General features: G+C 63.8%; 20 protein-coding genes. 4 read left to right on the plus strand and 16 right to left on the minus strand.

Going from position 1 to position 17,734, the window contains the following annotated elements; translation table 11 throughout:
• Positions 1–415 precede the first annotated feature (415 nt).
• Positions 416–748 carry a high-potential iron-sulfur protein gene (locus OUZ30_RS11980; protein ID WP_266182543.1) on the minus strand — a complete coding sequence of 111 codons (333 nt, stop codon included), beginning with the start codon at positions 746–748 and terminating at the stop codon, positions 416–418.
• Positions 749–914: 166 nt separating this feature from the next.
• Here OUZ30_RS11980 and OUZ30_RS11985 point away from each other — a divergent pair, with 166 nt between their 5' ends.
• From OUZ30_RS11985 to OUZ30_RS12000, 4 genes are all read left to right on the plus strand, one after another.
• Entirely contained in the window at positions 915–1,562 is a 648-nt protein-coding gene (locus OUZ30_RS11985) for a methylthioribulose 1-phosphate dehydratase (protein ID WP_266182544.1), read from the plus strand.
• Positions 1,559–2,116 (plus strand): 1,2-dihydroxy-3-keto-5-methylthiopentene dioxygenase, encoded by a 558-nt coding sequence (locus OUZ30_RS11990; protein ID WP_266182545.1) that lies wholly within the window; start codon positions 1,559–1,561, stop codon positions 2,114–2,116. Before OUZ30_RS11985 ends, OUZ30_RS11990 begins: the two co-directional genes overlap by 4 nt.
• 79 nt (positions 2,117–2,195) lie before the next feature.
• Entirely contained in the window at positions 2,196–2,882 is a 687-nt protein-coding gene (gene mtnC / locus OUZ30_RS11995) for an acireductone synthase (protein WP_266182546.1), read from the plus strand.
• Positions 2,883–2,902: 20 nt separating this feature from the next.
• Positions 2,903–3,949, plus strand: a complete 1,047-nt coding sequence (locus OUZ30_RS12000) for a C13 family peptidase (RefSeq protein WP_266182547.1) — start codon at positions 2,903–2,905, stop codon at positions 3,947–3,949.
• 5 nt (positions 3,950–3,954) lie between these two features.
• Here OUZ30_RS12000 and OUZ30_RS12005 read toward each other — a convergent pair whose 3' ends face one another.
• From OUZ30_RS12005 to OUZ30_RS12075, 15 genes are all read right to left on the minus strand, one after another.
• The gene (locus OUZ30_RS12005) at positions 3,955–5,073 is read right to left on the minus strand and encodes a sulfate/molybdate ABC transporter ATP-binding protein (RefSeq protein ID WP_266182548.1); all 1,119 of its coding nucleotides are present in this window, start codon (positions 5,071–5,073) and stop codon (positions 3,955–3,957) included.
• A gap of 9 nt (positions 5,074–5,082) precedes the next feature.
• Positions 5,083–5,946: a sulfate ABC transporter permease subunit CysW gene (cysW, locus tag OUZ30_RS12010; RefSeq protein ID WP_266182549.1), complete on the minus strand. Its 864-nt coding sequence runs from the start codon at positions 5,944–5,946 to the stop codon at positions 5,083–5,085.
• Positions 5,943–6,767, minus strand: a complete 825-nt coding sequence (gene cysT / locus OUZ30_RS12015) for a sulfate ABC transporter permease subunit CysT (protein ID WP_266182550.1) — start codon at positions 6,765–6,767, stop codon at positions 5,943–5,945. Before cysT ends, cysW begins: the two co-directional genes overlap by 4 nt.
• A 5-nt stretch (positions 6,768–6,772) precedes the next feature.
• A complete protein-coding gene (locus tag OUZ30_RS12020) occupies positions 6,773–7,774 on the minus strand; it encodes a sulfate ABC transporter substrate-binding protein (protein WP_283255894.1) in 1,002 nt (333 codons plus the stop codon).
• 120 nt (positions 7,775–7,894) lie between these two features.
• Entirely contained in the window at positions 7,895–9,298 is a 1,404-nt protein-coding gene (locus OUZ30_RS12025; RefSeq protein WP_266182551.1) for an FAD/NAD(P)-binding protein, read from the minus strand.
• 315 nt (positions 9,299–9,613) lie between these two features.
• Entirely contained in the window at positions 9,614–10,246 is a 633-nt protein-coding gene (hisIE, locus tag OUZ30_RS12030) for a bifunctional phosphoribosyl-AMP cyclohydrolase/phosphoribosyl-ATP diphosphatase HisIE (protein WP_266182552.1), read from the minus strand.
• Positions 10,247–10,341: 95 nt separating this feature from the next.
• Positions 10,342–11,112 (minus strand): imidazole glycerol phosphate synthase subunit HisF, encoded by a 771-nt coding sequence (hisF, locus tag OUZ30_RS12035; protein WP_266182553.1) that lies wholly within the window; start codon positions 11,110–11,112, stop codon positions 10,342–10,344.
• Entirely contained in the window at positions 11,106–11,834 is a 729-nt protein-coding gene (hisA, locus tag OUZ30_RS12040; RefSeq protein WP_266182554.1) for a 1-(5-phosphoribosyl)-5-[(5-phosphoribosylamino)methylideneamino]imidazole-4-carboxamide isomerase, read from the minus strand. Before hisA ends, hisF begins: the two co-directional genes overlap by 7 nt.
• Positions 11,831–12,421, minus strand: coding sequence for an imidazole glycerol phosphate synthase subunit HisH (gene hisH, locus OUZ30_RS12045; RefSeq protein ID WP_266182555.1), 591 nt, complete (start codon positions 12,419–12,421; stop codon positions 11,831–11,833). Before hisH ends, hisA begins: the two co-directional genes overlap by 4 nt.
• Positions 12,421–13,539 (minus strand): bifunctional histidinol-phosphatase/imidazoleglycerol-phosphate dehydratase HisB, encoded by a 1,119-nt coding sequence (gene hisB / locus OUZ30_RS12050; protein ID WP_266182556.1) that lies wholly within the window; start codon positions 13,537–13,539, stop codon positions 12,421–12,423. Before hisB ends, hisH begins: the two co-directional genes overlap by 1 nt.
• Complete coding sequence (hisC, locus tag OUZ30_RS12055) at positions 13,536–14,597, minus strand: histidinol-phosphate transaminase (RefSeq protein WP_266182557.1); 1,062 nt, start codon at positions 14,595–14,597, stop codon at positions 13,536–13,538. The genes hisB and hisC overlap by 4 nt, the downstream gene beginning before the upstream one ends.
• Positions 14,594–15,901: a histidinol dehydrogenase gene (gene hisD / locus OUZ30_RS12060; protein WP_266182558.1), complete on the minus strand. Its 1,308-nt coding sequence runs from the start codon at positions 15,899–15,901 to the stop codon at positions 14,594–14,596. The genes hisC and hisD overlap by 4 nt, the downstream gene beginning before the upstream one ends.
• Positions 15,902–15,929: 28 nt before the next feature.
• A complete protein-coding gene (hisG, locus tag OUZ30_RS12065; RefSeq protein ID WP_266182559.1) occupies positions 15,930–16,823 on the minus strand; it encodes an ATP phosphoribosyltransferase in 894 nt (297 codons plus the stop codon).
• On the minus strand, positions 16,820–17,155 hold the full coding sequence (locus OUZ30_RS12070) for a YerC/YecD family TrpR-related protein (protein WP_266182560.1): 336 nt from the start codon (positions 17,153–17,155) through the stop codon (positions 16,820–16,822). Before OUZ30_RS12070 ends, hisG begins: the two co-directional genes overlap by 4 nt.
• Positions 17,156–17,357: 202 nt before the next feature.
• Positions 17,358–17,642 (minus strand): hypothetical protein, encoded by a 285-nt coding sequence (locus tag OUZ30_RS12075; protein ID WP_266182561.1) that lies wholly within the window; start codon positions 17,640–17,642, stop codon positions 17,358–17,360.
• Between the last annotated feature and the right edge of the window lie 92 nt (positions 17,643–17,734).

Here is a 17,734-nt window from a genome sequence, read left to right on the forward strand (position 1 = left end):
CTATTCACGTCCCAGATGATGAATAGCCACCGCGGCGTGGTCATTCGTGATGCAAAGTCTCGAATGTCACCATAACTCATTGTAATTATTGAATTTAACGAGACTTTTTCGATAATTTTTTTGGCGGCACAGGCCCCAAGACCGCTGGCCGGGAGTATCATCTGTGCTCCGCGGGTATATCACTTGGCAGTGGGCCCCGGATTGCCGCCCGGCGCGTCAGGCGGGTCAGCTCCTCGGCCTGACGCGTCTGGGCAGCATCTTCTACTCACCGAGTTCTTCGGTTGAAGTTGCCCTTCAGTGATTTCAAAAAGCTTCGCGCATTCGCGCTGAAGCTGCATGCCTCAGTGACTGAATCAGAAAAAGCAAAGGCCGGCACGAAGGCCGGCCTTGCAATGCTTCAACGCGCAACGAATGATCAGGCTTTCTTGACTGCGTGCGAGACGCACCAACCCTTTGCGCTGACGGCCTTGCCCGGGAACAGCTGGCACGGGCCAAAACCGGTCGGGCCGCCGGAGTAGAACTGGCAGTTGGCACAGGTGTCGCCGGGTTTGCGCTTGGCATCCGTAGTCGTGCTGGCATCCTCGACATAACCGAGTGCCTTGGCCGTTGGATCTGAATCAGACAGGTGCGGCAAATCGGCAGCGCGCGCGAAACGCGGCAGGCCACCAATCATGACGGCAGCGGCAGCGGTCCCTGCAGCAGCCTTGAGAAAACGACGACGCGATTCGATATCTTTTTCATGCGACATGGCTGAACTCTCCGTCAAGTGAAACACCCTTATCCACCGCGTCTGCGGCGGATCTTGGCCGAATGCTACTCGCTCGAAAAAAGCATCGTGAGAACGAATCGCATTTTCGCCGCATTGCACAAAACAAGCGTGTTATAGTGCCCCTTCATTTGGACGTCCATTCGCCATGAGTCAGGCTCTTCCCGCCACCATCTCGCCCGAGCTGTTTGCCCAGCGCGCCGATGCCATCGCCGATGCTGCGCGCGAGCTTGCCGCCGCCGGCTGGACCCCTGCGACCAGCAGCAATTTCTCCATGCGTATCGACAACGATCACGCGGCCATCACCATATCGGGCCGCGACAAGGGTCGCCTGGGTCGTGCCGACATCATGTTGATCGACATGCAGGGCAAGGCCGTCGGCACGTCGGCGCGCCCCAGCGCGGAAACCGAGCTGCATACGCAGATCTATCGCCGTTTGCCGGAAATGAACGTCGTACTGCATACGCATTCGCGCACGCAGAGCGTGGCTTCCCGCCTGTTCGCTCGCGAAGGCGTGGTGACGCTTGCGGGCTGGGAATTGCAGAAAGCCATCGCCGGCCAGACCACGCATGACAGCGAACTGGCGATCCCGGTATTCCCCAACACGCAGCACATGCCTGAATTGGTGGCGCAGGTCGATGCCTGGCTGGACAGTGGCCGACCGCTGCACGCTTACCTGATCAACGGCCACGGTATCTATACCTGGGGTCGCGACATGGCCGAGACACGTCGCCATCTGGAAGCACTCGAATTCCTGCTTGGCTGCGAAATGGACTTGAGGAGTCTTTCCGTATGAGCCGCCTGCGCATCTTCAACGACACCCTGCCGCAAACGCCGTTGTCTGTGCATACCGATCACGCGGACATCGCCCACGAGCTGGCCAAGGTCGGCGTGCGCTTCGAGCAATGGGAAGCCAGCCAGCCGATCGCCCCGGGCGCCAGCCAGGACGAGGTCATCGCGGCGTATCGCGCGGATATCGATCGTTTGATCGCGGAGGAAGGCTACCAGGCGGTCGACGTGATCAGCCTCAAGCCGGACCATCCGGATCGCGCCACCCTGCGCCAGAAGTTCCTCAGCGAACACACCCATAGCGAGGACGAAGTGCGCTTCTTCGTCGCAGGTGCCGGCCAGTTCACCCTTCATCTGGAGGGCAAGGTCTACGACATCCTCTGCGAGCAGGGCGACCTGATCGGTGTCCCGGATGGCACGCGCCACTGGTTCGACATGAGCGAGTCGCCGTATTTCGTGGCGATCCGGCTGTTCACCAACAAGGACGGCTGGGTGGCCCAGTTCACCGGCGAGGATATCGCCGAACGGTTCCCCCGCATGACGCCGCAAGCCACGGTCTGAGGCCCGCGTCGCGGGCGGTATGGTAGGCGGCGACCGTGGTGGCGGGTAAGCTTGTGGCCCCCGCTCCCTGGTTCTCCGCATGACCGTTATCCGCGCCATTCTCACCGATATCGAAGGCACCACCAGCTCGATCAGCTTCGTCAAGGACGTGCTGTTCCCCTATGCGCACAAGCGCCTGCCGGCGTTCGTGGAAACCCATGGCGATACGCCCGAAGTCCAGCACTGGCTGCACGAGGCGGCCAAGGAGGCAGGGATTATCGAGGCGCCCCGGCAGGAGGTGATCGAGTTGCTGCTGGGCTGGATTGACCAGGACCGCAAGTCCACGGCGCTGAAGGCGCTGCAGGGCATGATCTGGAAGGACGGCTACGAGAGCGGCGATTTTCGCGCCCATATGTATCCGGAAGTCGGGGCAAAACTGCATGCCTGGCGTGCCGACGGCCTTCACCTCTATATCTACTCCTCAGGCTCGGTTCCCGCGCAGAAGCTGTTCTTCTGCTACAGCGAGGCCGGCGACCTGAGCCCGCTGCTCTCGGGTTACTTCGACACCGAGACGGGCCCCAAGCGGGAACAGGCTTCGTACGAGAAGATCGCCGCGGCCATCGGCGAGCTGCCGGGACATATCCTGTTTCTCTCCGACATCGTGGAAGAGCTTGACGCCGCCAAGGCCGCCGGCTTGCGCACGGGTTGGCTGCTGCGCGCTCCCCTGGCGATACCCGACGCACCGCGCCATCCCGCTTATGCTGACTTCGACGCCATCGTCCTCTGACCTCCGCGCGAGCCACCTTCATGCGTACCGCACTCACTGCCCTGCTCGCCTTCGCTGCCGGGGTACTGCTCATGCTGGGGCTTGCGCGCCATGCGTCGCCACCTGCCAGACCAGCCGACGGCAAGAGCACCGTCGCCGAAGTGCGCTCCGTGCCCGCGCCCGCACCCGCCACCACGACGGCAGGTGATGACGGCAACGACGCCCCCGACTCCACCGACAACTGGCCAAACAAGGCACCGTCGCCTGAGCAGGTGATCTATGGCCAGCGCGACATGCTGCAAAAGGCACTGGCCCGCCTGGGACCGCGCATCGCTGGCCGCCCCAACCTTTACGTGCTTGCCTTCGGCGCCGACGGTGGCGAGGACGTGTTCCGCAACGAAGCCGAGTACGCTGCCAAGCTCTTTCCGGAGCGGTTCGGTGCAGGCACGCATGTGCTGGTGCTGGAAAACAATCCGAACTCGCTGGAGAAGCACCCACTGGCCACCTGGAGCAACCTGGAGGCCTCGCTGGACGGCCTCGCCGACGTGATGAAGCCGGATGAGGACATCCTGCTGGTTTACCTCACGACGCACGGTGGCGAAGACCACAGCCTGCTGGTGGATATGGATCCGCTGCCGCTGGACCAGATCGCGGCGCCCGACCTCGGCGATATTCTGAAGAAGCGTCCCTTCAAGTGGAAAGTGGTGGTGGTGAACGCCTGCTATTCGGGCGGATTCGTACCGACCCTGCATGGCCCTGGCACGCTCGTGCTCACCGCGGCTCGCGCCGACCGTAGCTCGTTTGGTTGCGGTTCCGATTCGGACATCACCTATTTCGGTCGCGCCTGGCTGGTCGATGCGCTGAATCGAACGCCCGATTTCATGGAGGCCTTCAGGCAGGCCTCCGGCGAAATCGCGCAATGGGAACAGAAGGACAAGCTCACCCCGTCCGAACCACAGATGGACGTAGGTGCCGGCATCGCCGATCAGCTGGCGCTATGGCGCAAGCACATCACGCCAGGTCCAGCCGTGGCGTTCAAACCTGCGCCTTCGTCAGCGACGCCAGCGGGCCCGACGGCGGCGCACTGACTCGATTACGCGTGTACGCGGTGAGCCGCGTGCCAGAGCCAGCGCTCTTCGTTGATCGTCGCGCCGCTCGCGTCACGCGGAAACAGCACCGCGCTACGCGGCGCCACCCGTAGCTCCATGCCTGCATGGAGTCCGAGGCGGGACAGATCTTCGCTGGCCACGTCGGCCTCCAGCGCCTGATCCAGCGAGGGCACATGCAGATCGAGGTGGGCCACGCTGCCAGCAAGATAGATATGACGCAGGCGTGCCTCCCACGCCGGCTGTGACGAAGGGACCGCCACGCGTAGCTGCTCAGGCCTCACATACGCTCGCGCCTCGGTAAATCGTCCTTCCCACGGGTCACCATCGGGCGCCCAGCCAGCGGCAGCGAATCCCTCGCCGTTCCGCGTTACCGTGAATCGATTGACCTTGCCGATGAACTCGCACACGAAGGGGGTGGCGGGCTGCTGATAGATGATTTCCGGCGCGCCCACCTGCTCGATGCGTCCGTGGTTCATCACCGCCACGCGGTCGGCCAGTTCGAGCGCCTCTTCCTGATCGTGGGTGACGAAGACCGTAGTGAGCTGCAGCTCCTCATGCAATTCGCGCAGCCAGCGCCGCAACGCCACCCGCACCTGGGCGTCCAGCGCGCCAAAGGGTTCGTCCAGCAGCAACAAGTCGGGCTCCACGGCCAGTGCGCGCGCCAGCGCGACGCGCTGCCGCTGGCCGCCTGACAACTGCGACGGGTAGCGGCCGCCAAAATCTTCCAGCTGCACGCGCTTGAGCAGACGATCCACCCGCCCGCGTATGTCGGCACGCGACGGGCGCGACCGCCACGACCGTACACGCAAGCCAAAGGCGATGTTCTCGGTGACGGTGAGATGGCGAAACAACGCATAGTGCTGAAACACCATGCCGATCCGGCGCTGCCTCGCAGGTGTGGCGAGAAAGTCTTCATCGCCTTTCAAAACCGTGCCGCTGTCCGGACAGTCCAGGCCAGCCAGAATGCGCAGCAAGGTGGTCTTGCCCGACCCCGAGGGGCCGAGCAGTGCCAGAAACTCACCGGGTGCAATCGTCAGACTGACATCGTCCAACGCGGCAAACTCGGTGAAACGGCGGTTCAGATGGGACAGTTCCAACGGCATGCAACGTCCTTAATGTCCACCGGGCGCGTGCGCGGCAATTTCGTCGCCATAGCGCCATTCCAGCAGGGTCTTGGCGGCCAGCGTGATCAGGGCCAGCAGGGCCAATAGCGAAGCCACGGCGAACGCACCGACGTAGTCGTATTCGTTATAGCGCATCTCCACTTCCAACGGCATGGTGGTGGTCAGGCCGCGGATATGGCCCGACACCACGGACACGGCGCCGAACTCGCCCATCGCACGCGCATTGCACAGCAGCACGCCATACAGCAGCGCCCAGCGGATATTAGGCAAGGTCACGCGAAAGAACATCTGCCAGCCGCTCGCGCCAAGCACGCGCGCCGCCTGCTCCTCTTCGCTCCCCTGAGCCTCCATCAGCGGTATCAACTCGCGGGCGACGAAGGGCAAGGTAACGAAGATCGTCGCCAGCACCAGTCCTGGCACGGCGAAGATGATCTTCACGCCATGGCTATCGAGCCACGGCCCGAACCACCCCTGCGCGCCGAATAGCAGCACATAGACCAGGCCCGAGATCACCGGCGAGACGGAGAACGGCAGGTCGATGAAGGCGCCTAACAGCGCCTTGCCGCGAAACTCGAAGCGCGTCATGGCCCAGGCCGCAGCGATGCCGAAAATCAGGTTCAGGGGTACAGCGATGGCCGCAACGATCAAGGTCAGCCGAATCGCCGCCAGCGCTTCCGGCTGTTTGATCGCGACGACATAGGCGGCAGCACCCTGTCGAAACGCCTCCACGAAAACCGTCGCCAGCGGCAACAGCAGGAACAGCACCAAGAACCCCAGCGCGACGAGGATCAAGGCGGCATGCGCGAGACGCCGCGGCCAGCCAACGGGACGGGAAGGCAACGGCACCTTCATCGACTACGCTCCGCCCAGCGACCGCTCCAGCGCTGCAGCAGTGCCACGATGACGAGCAGTGCGAATGAAAGTAGCAGCATGGCCGCGCCTAGGGCGGCAGCGCCGGCGTAGTCGAACTGCTCGAGCTTCTGCACGATCAACAGCGGCACGATTTCCGAATGCATCGGAAGATTGCCGGCGATGAAGATCACCGAGCCGTACTCGCCCATCGCCCGCGCCAGGGCCAGCGCAAAGCCGGTCAACAGGGTCGGCGCCAACATGGGCAGGATCACCCGGAAAAACGTCTGCCAGCGCTGCGCACCAAGGCTTTCGGCCGCCTCTTCCACGTCACGCTCCAGCGACGCCAGCACGGGTTGCAGCGTCCGCACGACGAAGGGAAAGCCGACAAAGACCATCGCCACGAATACACCGAGCGGCGTATAGGCCACCTTGATGCCAAGCGGATCGAGCCACTTGCCGAGCCAGCCGTTCGGCGCATACAGCGTGGAGAGCGCGATGCCCGCCACCGCGGTTGGCAAGGCAAACGGCAGATCGACCAGCGCATCGAACAGCCGCCTTCCCGGAAAGCGATAACGCACCAGCACCCAACCAACGAGCAATCCGATGACCGCGTTGAACAAAGCCGCCAGCAAGGCGCCGCCGATACTCAAGCGCAGCGCCGCCAGCGTGCGCGGCGTACTGAGCAGACGAATCAGTCCCTCCACGCCGATACCCGATGCCTTCCAGACCAGCGCCGCCAACGGCAGCAACACGATCAGCCCCAGGTATGCCAGCGCGTAGCCGAGGCTGATGCCGAAACCAGGAAGCACCCGGTGCCGCATGTCGCTTAGTTTCCCGTGCCGATCTGATCGAAGATGGCCCCTTCGTCGAAGAACTTCTTCTGCGCCTGCCGCCAGTCGCCAAACACTTCCTGGATGGTGAAGGTGTTGGTCGGCGGAAATTGGCTGGCGTATTGCTTCGCCACATCCGCAGAGCGGGGACGATAGAAATTCCTGGCGGCTATGTCCTGCCCCTGCGGCGAATACAGGAACTGGGCATAGGCCTGTGCCACCGCACGCGACTCTCGCTTGTCCACATTCTTGTCGACCACGGCGACCGGCGGTTCGGCAAGGATGGTGATCGATGGCACCACGATCTGGACGGCGTCACCGCCCACCTGCTTGCGCGCCAACAGCGCCTCGTCTTCCCAGGCGATCAGCACGTCGCCGATGCCGCGCTGGACAAAGGTGTTGGTAGCGCCACGCGCGCCGGTATCGAGCACCGGCACATGTTTGTAGAGGTCGTGCACGAATGCCCTTGCCGTCGCGTCGCTGCCACCGGGTTGCCTGAGCGCGTAACCCCAGGCGGCTAGGAAGTTCCAGCGCGCGCCACCGGAGGATTTCGGATTAGGCGTGATGACCTGCACGCCGGGCCGGACCAGATCCGCCCAGTCCTTGATGCCCTTGGGATTACCCTTGCGCACCAGAAAGACAATCGTGGAGGTATAAGGGGACGCGTTGTTCGGCAGCCGTTGCTGCCAGTCCTTGGCGATCAGGCCATGGTCGGCGATGGCATCGATATCGTAGGCCAGTGCAAGCGTGACGATATCCGCGGGCAAGCCGTCAACCACCGAGCGCGCCTGCTTGCCCGATCCTCCATGCGACATCTGGATGGTGACATTGTCGCCATGCTGCGCTTTCCACTGCGCGACGAATGCGCTGTTGATCTGACGATAGAGTTCGCGCGTGGGATCGTAGGACACGTTGAGCAGGGTGACATCCTTGGCTGCCGCAGCCGCGGTCACCAGCATGCCTGCGGTGAGCAGCAACACGGTGAGGAACTTCTTCATGACGCCTCCTGCGGATGAACGAACCCCCAGATTACCGTCGGGGCTTGACGATGCGAAATCGCAATATGGCATGACCTCATGTCGGCGCCTTGAGCGACATCACCCCGCTACACACGGGCATCAGCCGCTGTGGCCATCGCCCACGCTTTCTCGCGCAGCCGCACCCCGCTCGGAAAACCGCGCCGCAAGGCGATGCGCGGCGATGCGTATCTCGGGCATCGCCGTGCACTCCCACAGGTTTCCGCGCAATAGCGAACCGATCGCGTACAAGCCTCCTTGCGGCTCGCCGGATTCGCCAAGCAACTGTCCATCGGCCCTGGCGAGCACACCGAGCTGAAGCGGGTCGGCGACGGCCAGCCCGTCACGCAACAACTGGGATAGCAGATCGTGGGCGCCGTAGGCGACAGCGGTATCCAGCCCCGTCGCCTGTATCGCCAGGTCGGCCTCCAACGTACTGACCAATTGCGTCGCACGCTCGCGCAAGGTGACCTGCAACGGTGCAGCACCTTCCACTTCAAGCACGCGGGCCGCATGGACCTGCAGGCGCCCTTCCTCCTGCAGTTGATGGATGAGCTGGCCAGATGCTGGCGCCATGCGATGCCGGGAAGCCTCCCAGATCCATCGCGCGTGACGCAGGAACTGCCGCCTTTGATCGTTGCTCAACTGCTGCCACAGCAACGCGTTGATAGGACGCATGCCGTCGATCACGCTGCGCCAATCGACATCCGGCACGTCCTCCATGGCCTTGCGCACGAGGCGCACCATGGGTGCCACGCCATCGCACGCCAGCAGGGCCTGGTTGAGTTGTTCCTGCTGCGGATAGGACGCCAACGGCAAGGGCGCATGCGTGCATGGCAACAGTCCATGTCGCGATACCGCAACGAGCTCGGCGTTCGGCCATTGCATCGACGCCGACAACAAGGCGTCCACCGCAGTCAATCCCGTACCGATGACCAGTACGCGACGCGGCGCCTTCACACGTCGGTCCAGTCGCCAGGGATCGAGCTCATAGGCGCCGCTGGACAACGCCGCTGGCGATACCGTCCGCAAAGGACGTTGCGCGAGCGCACCGACCGCAAGCACGATGTGGCTGACCTCGAGCCATCGATCCGCATCGATGCGCACAGCATAGCCCCCTCCTGGGCGACCCAAGAGCTCGCGTGCGCTCTCTGGATGAATCCTGAAACTGTGCCCTGCCTTGCGGGCGGCATCGATACGCGCGCCGACCTGGGCCTGGATGAAATCCCCGAACAGCCGTCGCGGCAGGAAATCGGTGCCCTTCACTTGCCCAAGCTGACGCGAGGCGTGCTGGATGAACTCCTCGCCCTGCTCAAGGAAGATACCCATGCTCGACGCCCGCACGTTGAGCAGATGCCTATCGTCGCGCGTCGCATAGGCCACGCCACGCCCGGGTGCTTCCGGGCCGACGATCCAATGCACTGTGCCGTCATGGCATTGCGCCAACAACTCGCCGAAAGCCGCCGCCCCCGCGGCACCACCACCAATCACAGCGATATCTGCCATAAAACGTTCCTCGTGTCGCGGACGCTGGGTCGTGCGGTCTGCCAAGGCAGGTCGCTTGCTCCACGCCGTGCAGGACTGCTCAGCTGAAAGAGGGATTCACACCGCAAAAACGGACGACGGATCCAACGCCTGGGAAGGCACTCACGACCTGACGCCCGCGAACCTGGTGCGCGTGTACCAGTACGAAACTGGCAGATGCGACCCGCATGACGCTACCCCGACGCGTGAATGTGCCTGATGCAGAATCAATCACAGTCCCCGTTAAGGCGGCGCTAGCCCTTCGTCGTCGCCCGCAGGACCGACATGCCCTGAAGGTTATGACGCCGCCCGCTCCGCGTGGCGCTCGGCCAGCACGGCGGCGACATCGCCCAAGCCCAGCCCACGGGCGCGCAACGTCACGACCAGGTGAAAGATCAGATCGGCGGATTCGCCAAGCAAGGCGGCATCATCCTGCGCGACCGCGGCAAGAGCGGTCTCCACCCCTTCTTCACCCACCTTCTGCGCCATGCGGCGAATGCCGCCTTCAAACAGCTTGGTGGTATAGCTGCCCGATGGCCGTTCGGCATGGCGGCGCGCTACCAGTGCGTCCAATTCAGCAAGGAAGCCCAGCGGTGGCGTCACGTCGTCGCCAAAACAGCTGCTGGTGCCCTTGTGGCACGTTGGTCCGTGCGGCTCGGCTAGCACCAGCACGGTGTCGGCATCGCAGTCCGCGCGCACGGACTTCAGCACCAGCACATGACCCGACGTCTCGCCCTTGGTCCACAAGCGCTGCTTGCTGCGACTGAAGAACGTGACCCGTCCCGTGGCCAGCGTTGTCGTCAATGCCTGCGCATTCATATAGCCCAGCATCAGCACTTCGCCACTCAGCCAGTGCTGGACGATGACGGGCAGCAGGCCATCGCCTTTTTCCCAGTCGAGCTGGGCCGGGTCGAAGTTGCTCGGGTCCATCTGCATTTCCTCTTGAAGAAGATCGGGTCACGGCTACGGCAAATCGAGAGCGTTTAAGCTTCGACACGGAGTGCGCCCAGCTCGCCTGCCCGCTCCTAGATTCTGACTACGACACCCTGCCCGGCCAGCCATTGCTTGAGCGTAGGTATGGCAATGGTGCCCGCGTGAAATACGCTGGCGGCCAGCGCACCGTCGACATCGGCCTGCTCGAAGGCGTCACGGAAGTGCTCGGGCGCACCCGCGCCGCCAGAAGCGATCAAGGGTACCCGGCAGATCGCGCGAATGGCCGCGAGCTGTTCCAGATCGTAGCCCTGACGGACGCCGTCACTGCCCATGCAATTGAGCACGATTTCGCCTGCCCCCCGTTGCTGCGCTTCGCTGACCCAGTCCAAGGTGCGGCGGGCGAGCGCCCGGGTCCTGGACGGATCGCCGGTGTACTGGCGTACCCGCCATTCGCCATCCGCATCGCGCAAACTATCGATACCGACGACGACGCATTGCACGCCGAAGGCGGCGGCAAGCTCATCGATCAATTGTGGATGCTCGAGCGCTGGCGAATTCACCGAGATCTTGTCGGCACCCGCGTGCAGCACCGCACGCGCATCCTCCGCGCTGCGGATACCGCCCGCCACGCAGAACGGTATGTCGACTTGCCGCGCCACACGCTCGACCCAACCGCGATCGACGCTGCGCCCTTCGGGACTGGCCGTGATGTCGTAGAACACCAGCTCGTCGGCGCCTTCGTCGCGATAACGCAGGGCCAGATCAACGATCTCGCCCATCACCACATGATCGCGAAAGCGAACCCCCTTCACGACCTTGCCCTCGCGTACGTCGAGGCAGGGAATGATGCGGCGACTCAGCATGCCAGTGCCTCGGCGACAGAAAAACGGCCTTCCAACAAGGCCCGACCAAGGATCACGCCGCGCGCTCCCGCCTCGCGCGCTGCGCGAATATCCTCGAGCGAACGAACGCCGCCCGATGCCTGCACGGCGAGCGATGGCACGGCGATGGCAAGGTAGCGATAAAGATCGAGATTGAAGCCGCCCAGCATGCCGTCGCGCTGAATATCGGTGCACAACAGATGCTTCGCACCATGCGCGGCATACCACGGCGCAAGGTCGTCGAGCGTGCGCGACTCCGTTTCGGTCCAGCCCGCGCTCGGCAGTGTCCATGCGCCATCTTGTTGCAGCGTGTCGAGGGCCAGCGTGAACCGCTCAGCGCCGTAGGACGTGAGCCAACCGGCGACCCGTTCCGGCTCGCGTATCGCCAGGCTGCCCAGTACCACACGCGATACGCCCGCATCGAACAGACGCTGTACATCCGCTTCGCCACGCACGCCGCCACCGGCCTGCACACGCATCCCGGTGCCGGCAATCGCCTCGATCACCGACAGATTGTCCAAGCTACCGCCGCGTGCTCCGTCCAGGTCCACCAGATGCAACCATGGCGCACCAGCCTCGACATAGCTGCGCGCCAGCGCACGTGGATCGAAGTCGTAGGTGGTCTGCTGGGCGTAATCGCCCTGCTTCAGTCGCACGACAGAACCGCTGCGCAGGTCGATCGCCGGAATGACGGTAAAGGTCATAGTTCGAGGAAGTTCTTTAGCAAGCGTGCGCCGACCTTGGCCGAACGCTCCGGGTGGAATTGCATACCGTGAAAATTGCCGCGTACGATCACCGAGGCGAATTCGCCACCGTAGTCGGTGGTCGCGAGCGTGTAGTCCCCATGGGGCACGGCGTAGCTGTGCACGAAATAGGCCCAATCCTGCTCACCAAGGCCCGCCAGCAAGGAATGTTCACGCTGGCGATGCAAGCGATTCCAGCCCATGTGCGGCACCCGCAATCCGGGTTGTTCGACAAAGCGGCGTACCGTGGCCGGCACCACGCCCAGACAGTCGACATCGCCCTCTTCCGAACTTTCGCACAGCAACTGCATGCCCAGGCACACGCCCAATACCGGTTGGGTGAGCGAGCGCATCAGCTCGACCAGGCCAAGCTCGCGCAAACGGGCCATACCCGGCCCCGCCGCGCCGACGCCGGGGAGGATCACCTTGTCGGCGGCGCGAATCGCAGCAGCGTCCGAGGTCAGCGCCGCATCAACGCCCAATCGTTGCAGGGCATAGCGTACCGAACCGATATTGGTACCGCCGGCATCGACCAGGACCACGCTCATTACAGCGCACCCTTGGTGCTCGGCAACTCGTTGCCCTCGCGCCGGATGGCCTGTCGCAATGTGCGCGCCACCACCTTGAAACAGGCCTCGACCATATGGTGTGCATTGTCGCCCCGCACTTTCAGATGCAGGTTGGCGCCCAAGGTTTCGCTCAGCGAGCGGAAGAAGTGCGGGACCAGTTCGGTCGGCACGTCACCCACACGCTCACGCGGAAACGCCCCGTCGAACACGAAGTACGGGCGCCCGGAAAGATCCAGCGCAGCGCTGGCCTGCGCTTCGTCCATCGGCAAGGTGAAATCCGCTTGGGCTTGCGCCGCGGTTTCTTGCCGAGGCAGGTCTTCCGGCTCGAAGCCATAACGCCCGATGCCACGCTTGTCGCCTAGCGCCTGCTTCAACGCCTGACCAAGCGCCAGGCCACAGTCCTCGATGGTGTGGTGCTCATCGATCTGGGTATCGCCGTCGCAGCGTAGCGCCAGCGCGAAACCGCCGTGCTTGCCGATCTGCTCCAGCATGTGATCGAAGAAGCCAAGACCGGTATGGATCTGGGGCTCGGCAGGCTTGTCCAGGTTCACGCTCACGGTAATGCGCGTTTCGCGTGTATTGCGCTCAACCGTCGACATGCGCGGTGCATCGAGCAGCTGGTGCACGATCTCGTCCCAGCTCGAGCCGTGCGCCCCCACCTTGAAGCCGCGCACGCCCATGTTGGCGGCAAACTGCAGGTCGGTGTCGCGATCGCCGACCATGGCGGAGGCGGCACGACTCCAGCCGTCGTCGGCCAGGTAGTGACGCAGCATGCCGATACCCGGCTTGCGGGTGTCCTTGCGCTCGTGCAGGAAGCTACGGTCGATCAGCACTTCACGAACGCGGATGCCCTGGGATTCCAGTATGCGCATGAGCAATTCGTGCGGCCCGATGAAATCCGCCTCAGGAAAACTGCCGGTACCCAGGCCGTCCTGATTGGTCACCATCACCAGCTCATAGCCTGCCGCCACGCAGCGCTGCAAGGCCGCAATAACACCGGGCAGCAGGGCAAACTTCTCATAGCTGTCGATCTGGAAGTCGTCAGGCTCCTCGATCAGGCAACCGTCGCGGTCAATAAAGAGAATCTTTCGGCTCATGCAAATACTTCCTGCAGCACAGTAAGAACCCTGTCGTTCTCTTCCGGCGTACCGATGGTGATGCGCAGCGCATCGCCCAGCTGGGGATAACGGCGCACGTCGCGCACCACGATGCCGTCGCGCAGCAGGCGCTCGTGTGCCGCAGCGGCATCGTCGAAGCGCACGGCGAGGAAATTGGCCTGGGACGGCAATACCTGGCGCACACCGGGTAGCGCGGCCAGCGCCGCCGCCATGCGCTGACGCTGCTGTCGCACGACCTGGATATGTTCGCCGGCCATCGCCTGACCGCGCTCGGAAAGCGCTTGCAGCGCGAGGTCCACGCAGGGAAGTGGCAATGGATACGGCGGAATGATGCGGCGTAGCAGCCCGATCACCTCTTCGTTCGCCAGCAGGCTGCCGATGCGCGCGCCGGCCAGCGCCCAGGCCTTGGACAGCGTGCGCAACACGGCGAGATTGTCGAAACGATTGATCAGGCTCGCCACGCTCGCGGCGTCCGCGAACTCGATATAAGCCTCGTCGACCACCAGCAGCGCGCGACCGGCGAGCGCCTGCGCGAGGCGCACTACCTCAGCCTGTGCCACCAGCTGTCCGGTGGGATTGTTGGGCGTACAGACGAACACCAGCTTGACGGCGGGGGGCAACGCAGCAAGCAGCACATCCACATCGATCGCGAACGACGGGCTCAAGGGCACTTCGACCACCGCCGCATTCTGGATGCGCGCGCACACCGCATACATTCCGAACGTGGGTGGTTGGATGGCGATGGCATCCTGGCCCGCGCGGCAGAATGCACGCACCAGCAAGTCGATGGCTTCATCGCTGCCGCGTCCCACCAGCACCTGGCTGGAACGCAGGCCATAGAGCGCGGCCAGGGCATCGAGCAAGGCCTGTGGTTGCGGATCCGGATAGCGATTGCAGCCCAAGCCATGGTCCCCCGGTGGCGCCCAGGCCGACTCGTTGGCATTGAGCATGATCTTGCCGCCGCTGGCTTCCATGCGCGCAGACGAGTACGGCTGCATGGCGCGGATCTCGGGGCGCGCCAGGTCGAGCACGCTCATGCCGCCTCCTCCAGCGCTGCCAGGCGTAAGGTCACTGCCCTGCGGTGTGCCTCCAGTTGTTCGGCGGCAGCCAGCGTGGCGGCACAGGGTCCGATCGCACGCAGCCCCTCCGGGGACACTTCCTGCACCGTGATCTGTTTCTGGTAACTGGCTACGGACACACCGCTATAGCTACGCGCGTAACCATAGGTCGGCAGTACGTGATTGCTGCCGCTGCAGTAGTCGCCCAGCGATTCGGGCGTCCATGCGCCCAGGAAAACCGAGCCGGCGCTTTCGATGCCATCGAGCAGTTCGCGCGCGTTGCTCACCTGCAGGATCAGATGTTCGGGCGCATAGCGATTGCTCACGTCGATGGCCTGCGCCAGCGAAGCCACGGCGATAAGCCGGCTCTGCGCAAGCGCCTGCGCGGCGATCTCCGCGCGCGGCAGCGCCTCACATTGACGCGCCACCTCCGCCTCGACCGCATCGAGCATCGCCGCCGACGGACTCAACAGGATCACCTGGGAGTCGGGGCCATGTTCGGCCTGCGACAGCAGATCGGCTGCCACAAAAGCCGGATTGGCCTCGGCATCCGCAATCACCAGGACCTCCGACGGACCGGCCGGCATATCGATGGCAGCACCGTCCGGATCGGCGGACACCTGCAACTTCGCTTCGGTGACCCAGGCATTACCTGGACCGAAAATCTTGTCGCACCGGGGCACTGACTCGGTGCCATAGGCCATGGCAGCGATGGCTTGCGCACCACCCAGCTTGAACACCTTGTGGACACCGTTGCTCCGCGCCGCGTAAAGCACGGCCTCATCGCAACAACCATCGGCGCGAGCCGGCGAACACAATACGACCTCGCGGCAACCGGCAATGCGCGCCGGAACGCTCAACATCAGCGCCGTGGAAGGCAGTGGCGCGCTACCTGCCGGCACATACAGTCCGACTCGCCCGACAGGGCGCAGCACGCGCTCCACGCGCACGCCAGTCGCCGTATCCAGCGCGACGGGCGTAGGCGCCGCTGCGCGATGGAACGCCTCGATACGTGCTGCCGCCTCGTCGATGGCGGCTTTCAGTTCGGGTGCCAGCTTTGCTTCGGCTGTGCGAAATTCCTCTTCCGTGACATCGATGGCCACGAGCGCGCAGCGGTCAAAGCGGGCGCTGAGTTCGCGCAGCGCGTTGTCGCCATCGGCACGCACGCGCGCAATGATTTGTTCGACGCCGCTACGCAGGCTGTCTGCGCGCGATTGCGCTGGCCGGTCCAACGCTGCGCGCTGGCCCGTCTCATCCAGGGCATTCCAGTCCAGGCGGTTCATGCTTTCGTACCTCTCGCTTCCGCCCGCATCACGCAAGCATCTTCTCGACGGGCAGCACGAACATTTCGCGTGCCCCCGCCTTCTTGATTTCTTCCAGCTGCCGCCAACTCACCTCGCCAGCACACAGCGCCTGCAGCATGAGCTGGTCGGGCTGGCCGGCCACCGGCAGCAGCGTTGGCTGCGGACCACCGGGCAACAGGCGGATAACGGCATCGAGCGCCCCGCGCGAGGTCTGCAGCAGGAGCAGGCGCGACTCGCGCACCTGGATCACGCCGTCCAACCGCTTGAGCAGCAACTCGATCAAGTCGCCGCGCTCATCGGCCGGTAGCGTTTGCGGGCCAGCCAGCACGGCTTCGCTTTCCAGCAGCACCTCGGCCTCACGCAATTGATTGGCGACCAGGGTGCCGCCGCTTTGCACCAGGTCGCAGATGGCATCGGCCGTGCCCAGGCGTGGTGCAATCTCCACTGATCCGGCCAAGGTGACCACGCCCGCCTGCACCCCGCGCGTGCGCAACCACTCACCCAGCAGGCCGGGATAGGAAGTGGCGATGCGTTGGCCGTTCAATTGAGCAGCATCGTGGTAGTCGAGCTCTTGTGGCACCGCAATGGACAAACGGCAGCGCCCGAAGCCAAGCGGGCGCCATTCGGACAAGGCGGGGCCCTCGCGGCCGGCCGTGAGCTGGTATTCGCCGAGTACGTTGCGCCCAACGATGCCCAGATCGCATACGCCCTGCGCGATCAGCCCCGGAATATCGTCGTCGCGTACCAGCAACAGATCGACCGGCTCGCCTTCGCCGAAGCAGAACAGCTTGTCCCGGCTTTGGCGAAACGTCAGGCCACAGCGATTGAGCAGGTCCAGCGCAGGCTCGGTGAGCCGGCCGGACTTCTGCATCGCGATACGCAATCTGTCCCGCGGTTTCATGCTTTTGCCTTCTTGCTGGCCGCCCGACGACGGGCGGCACGGGCGCCTGCGGCGAGATAACCGCCACTACCCTGATTGAGATAGCGCGCCACGCGGCCGATGGTGGTGATGCTCACGGCCGTGCGCTCGTGAATCTCGCGATAGGAGACGCCGTCGAGCAAGTACGGCACGACGCGCCAGCGGTCGATCATCACCTCGAGCTCGGCCGGCGTGCACAGGTCGTGCAGGAACGCGGACATCTCTTCGGCATTCTTCAGCGACAGCAATGCCTCGCACAAGCTGAGCTCGGCGGACTCGGCCGGGGTTTCGGGATCGATCGATCGACGCTTCATAATGTACTAATGCGTTAATACAGTGGAGCGCATCATACGCAGTTTGGCGCGCCGCAGCAAGGCGCGTCAAAACCTACTCCCTGAGACGATTCAGGCTAGGGTGTTGGGCGCACGGAAGTCCCGGCCCATAGGAACACGCGGGATCTGCGTGAAGGCGCGCGAAACCCGGCCTCTTTAGGCCCGTGTAGACAGTGAGGTCAGGTCATTTCCACTGATAAGCGGCTGCCCGCACAACGCGACTGCGCGCCTTAGCCGAGAGCGCAGGAAAAGACTGTTCCAGAGCAAGTTCTGCGGCAGCCGACCCTTCCGGCACGGATCCATCCGACCAGTGACGCTCATTGCAGCCTTCCGACCAGATGGCGGTAATCAGGGAACGCTCGTCTTCCGCAAGTCGCTCGATCGAGACCAAACTGTCGTAGAACATCCATGGCCGGGCCCAGTCGGTATAGGCCTCGATCACGGCGTTGATTTGCGAAAACTGACCCATTGCGGTTTAGCTCGCTCAACAGAGAAAAGCCAGCGTATCAGTGTCCGAGCTGTCCCGGAAGCAACATTGCCCCTGGTCTTGCGCGCCAAGGG

It is taken from the genome of Dyella humicola (assembly GCF_026283945.1).
GTDB classification, from domain to species: Bacteria; Pseudomonadota; Gammaproteobacteria; order Xanthomonadales; family Rhodanobacteraceae; genus Dyella; species Dyella humicola.

Coding starts and splice junctions, on each gene's coding strand:
- OUZ30_RS11980 (WP_266182543.1), bottom strand. CDS start 748: ATGTCGCATGAAAAAGATATCGAATCGCGTCGTCGTTTTCTCAAGGCT.
- OUZ30_RS11985 (WP_266182544.1), top strand. CDS start 915: ATGAGTCAGGCTCTTCCCGCCACCATCTCGCCCGAGCTGTTTGCCCAG.
- OUZ30_RS11990 (WP_266182545.1), top strand. CDS start 1,559: ATGAGCCGCCTGCGCATCTTCAACGACACCCTGCCGCAAACGCCGTTG.
- mtnC (WP_266182546.1), top strand. CDS start 2,196: ATGACCGTTATCCGCGCCATTCTCACCGATATCGAAGGCACCACCAGC.
- OUZ30_RS12000 (WP_266182547.1), top strand. CDS start 2,903: ATGCGTACCGCACTCACTGCCCTGCTCGCCTTCGCTGCCGGGGTACTG.
- OUZ30_RS12005 (WP_266182548.1), bottom strand. CDS start 5,073: ATGCCGTTGGAACTGTCCCATCTGAACCGCCGTTTCACCGAGTTTGCC.
- cysW (WP_266182549.1), bottom strand. CDS start 5,946: ATGAAGGTGCCGTTGCCTTCCCGTCCCGTTGGCTGGCCGCGGCGTCTC.
- cysT (WP_266182550.1), bottom strand. CDS start 6,767: ATGCGGCACCGGGTGCTTCCTGGTTTCGGCATCAGCCTCGGCTACGCG.
- OUZ30_RS12020 (WP_283255894.1), bottom strand. CDS start 7,774: ATGAAGAAGTTCCTCACCGTGTTGCTGCTCACCGCAGGCATGCTGGTG.
- OUZ30_RS12025 (WP_266182551.1), bottom strand. CDS start 9,298: ATGGCAGATATCGCTGTGATTGGTGGTGGTGCCGCGGGGGCGGCGGCT.
- hisIE (WP_266182552.1), bottom strand. CDS start 10,246: ATGGACCCGAGCAACTTCGACCCGGCCCAGCTCGACTGGGAAAAAGGC.
- hisF (WP_266182553.1), bottom strand. CDS start 11,112: ATGCTGAGTCGCCGCATCATTCCCTGCCTCGACGTACGCGAGGGCAAG.
- hisA (WP_266182554.1), bottom strand. CDS start 11,834: ATGACCTTTACCGTCATTCCGGCGATCGACCTGCGCAGCGGTTCTGTC.
- hisH (WP_266182555.1), bottom strand. CDS start 12,421: ATGAGCGTGGTCCTGGTCGATGCCGGCGGTACCAATATCGGTTCGGTA.
- hisB (WP_266182556.1), bottom strand. CDS start 13,539: ATGAGCCGAAAGATTCTCTTTATTGACCGCGACGGTTGCCTGATCGAG.
- hisC (WP_266182557.1), bottom strand. CDS start 14,597: ATGAGCGTGCTCGACCTGGCGCGCCCCGAGATCCGCGCCATGCAGCCG.
- hisD (WP_266182558.1), bottom strand. CDS start 15,901: ATGAACCGCCTGGACTGGAATGCCCTGGATGAGACGGGCCAGCGCGCA.
- hisG (WP_266182559.1), bottom strand. CDS start 16,823: ATGAAACCGCGGGACAGATTGCGTATCGCGATGCAGAAGTCCGGCCGG.
- OUZ30_RS12070 (WP_266182560.1), bottom strand. CDS start 17,155: ATGAAGCGTCGATCGATCGATCCCGAAACCCCGGCCGAGTCCGCCGAG.
- OUZ30_RS12075 (WP_266182561.1), bottom strand. CDS start 17,642: ATGGGTCAGTTTTCGCAAATCAACGCCGTGATCGAGGCCTATACCGAC.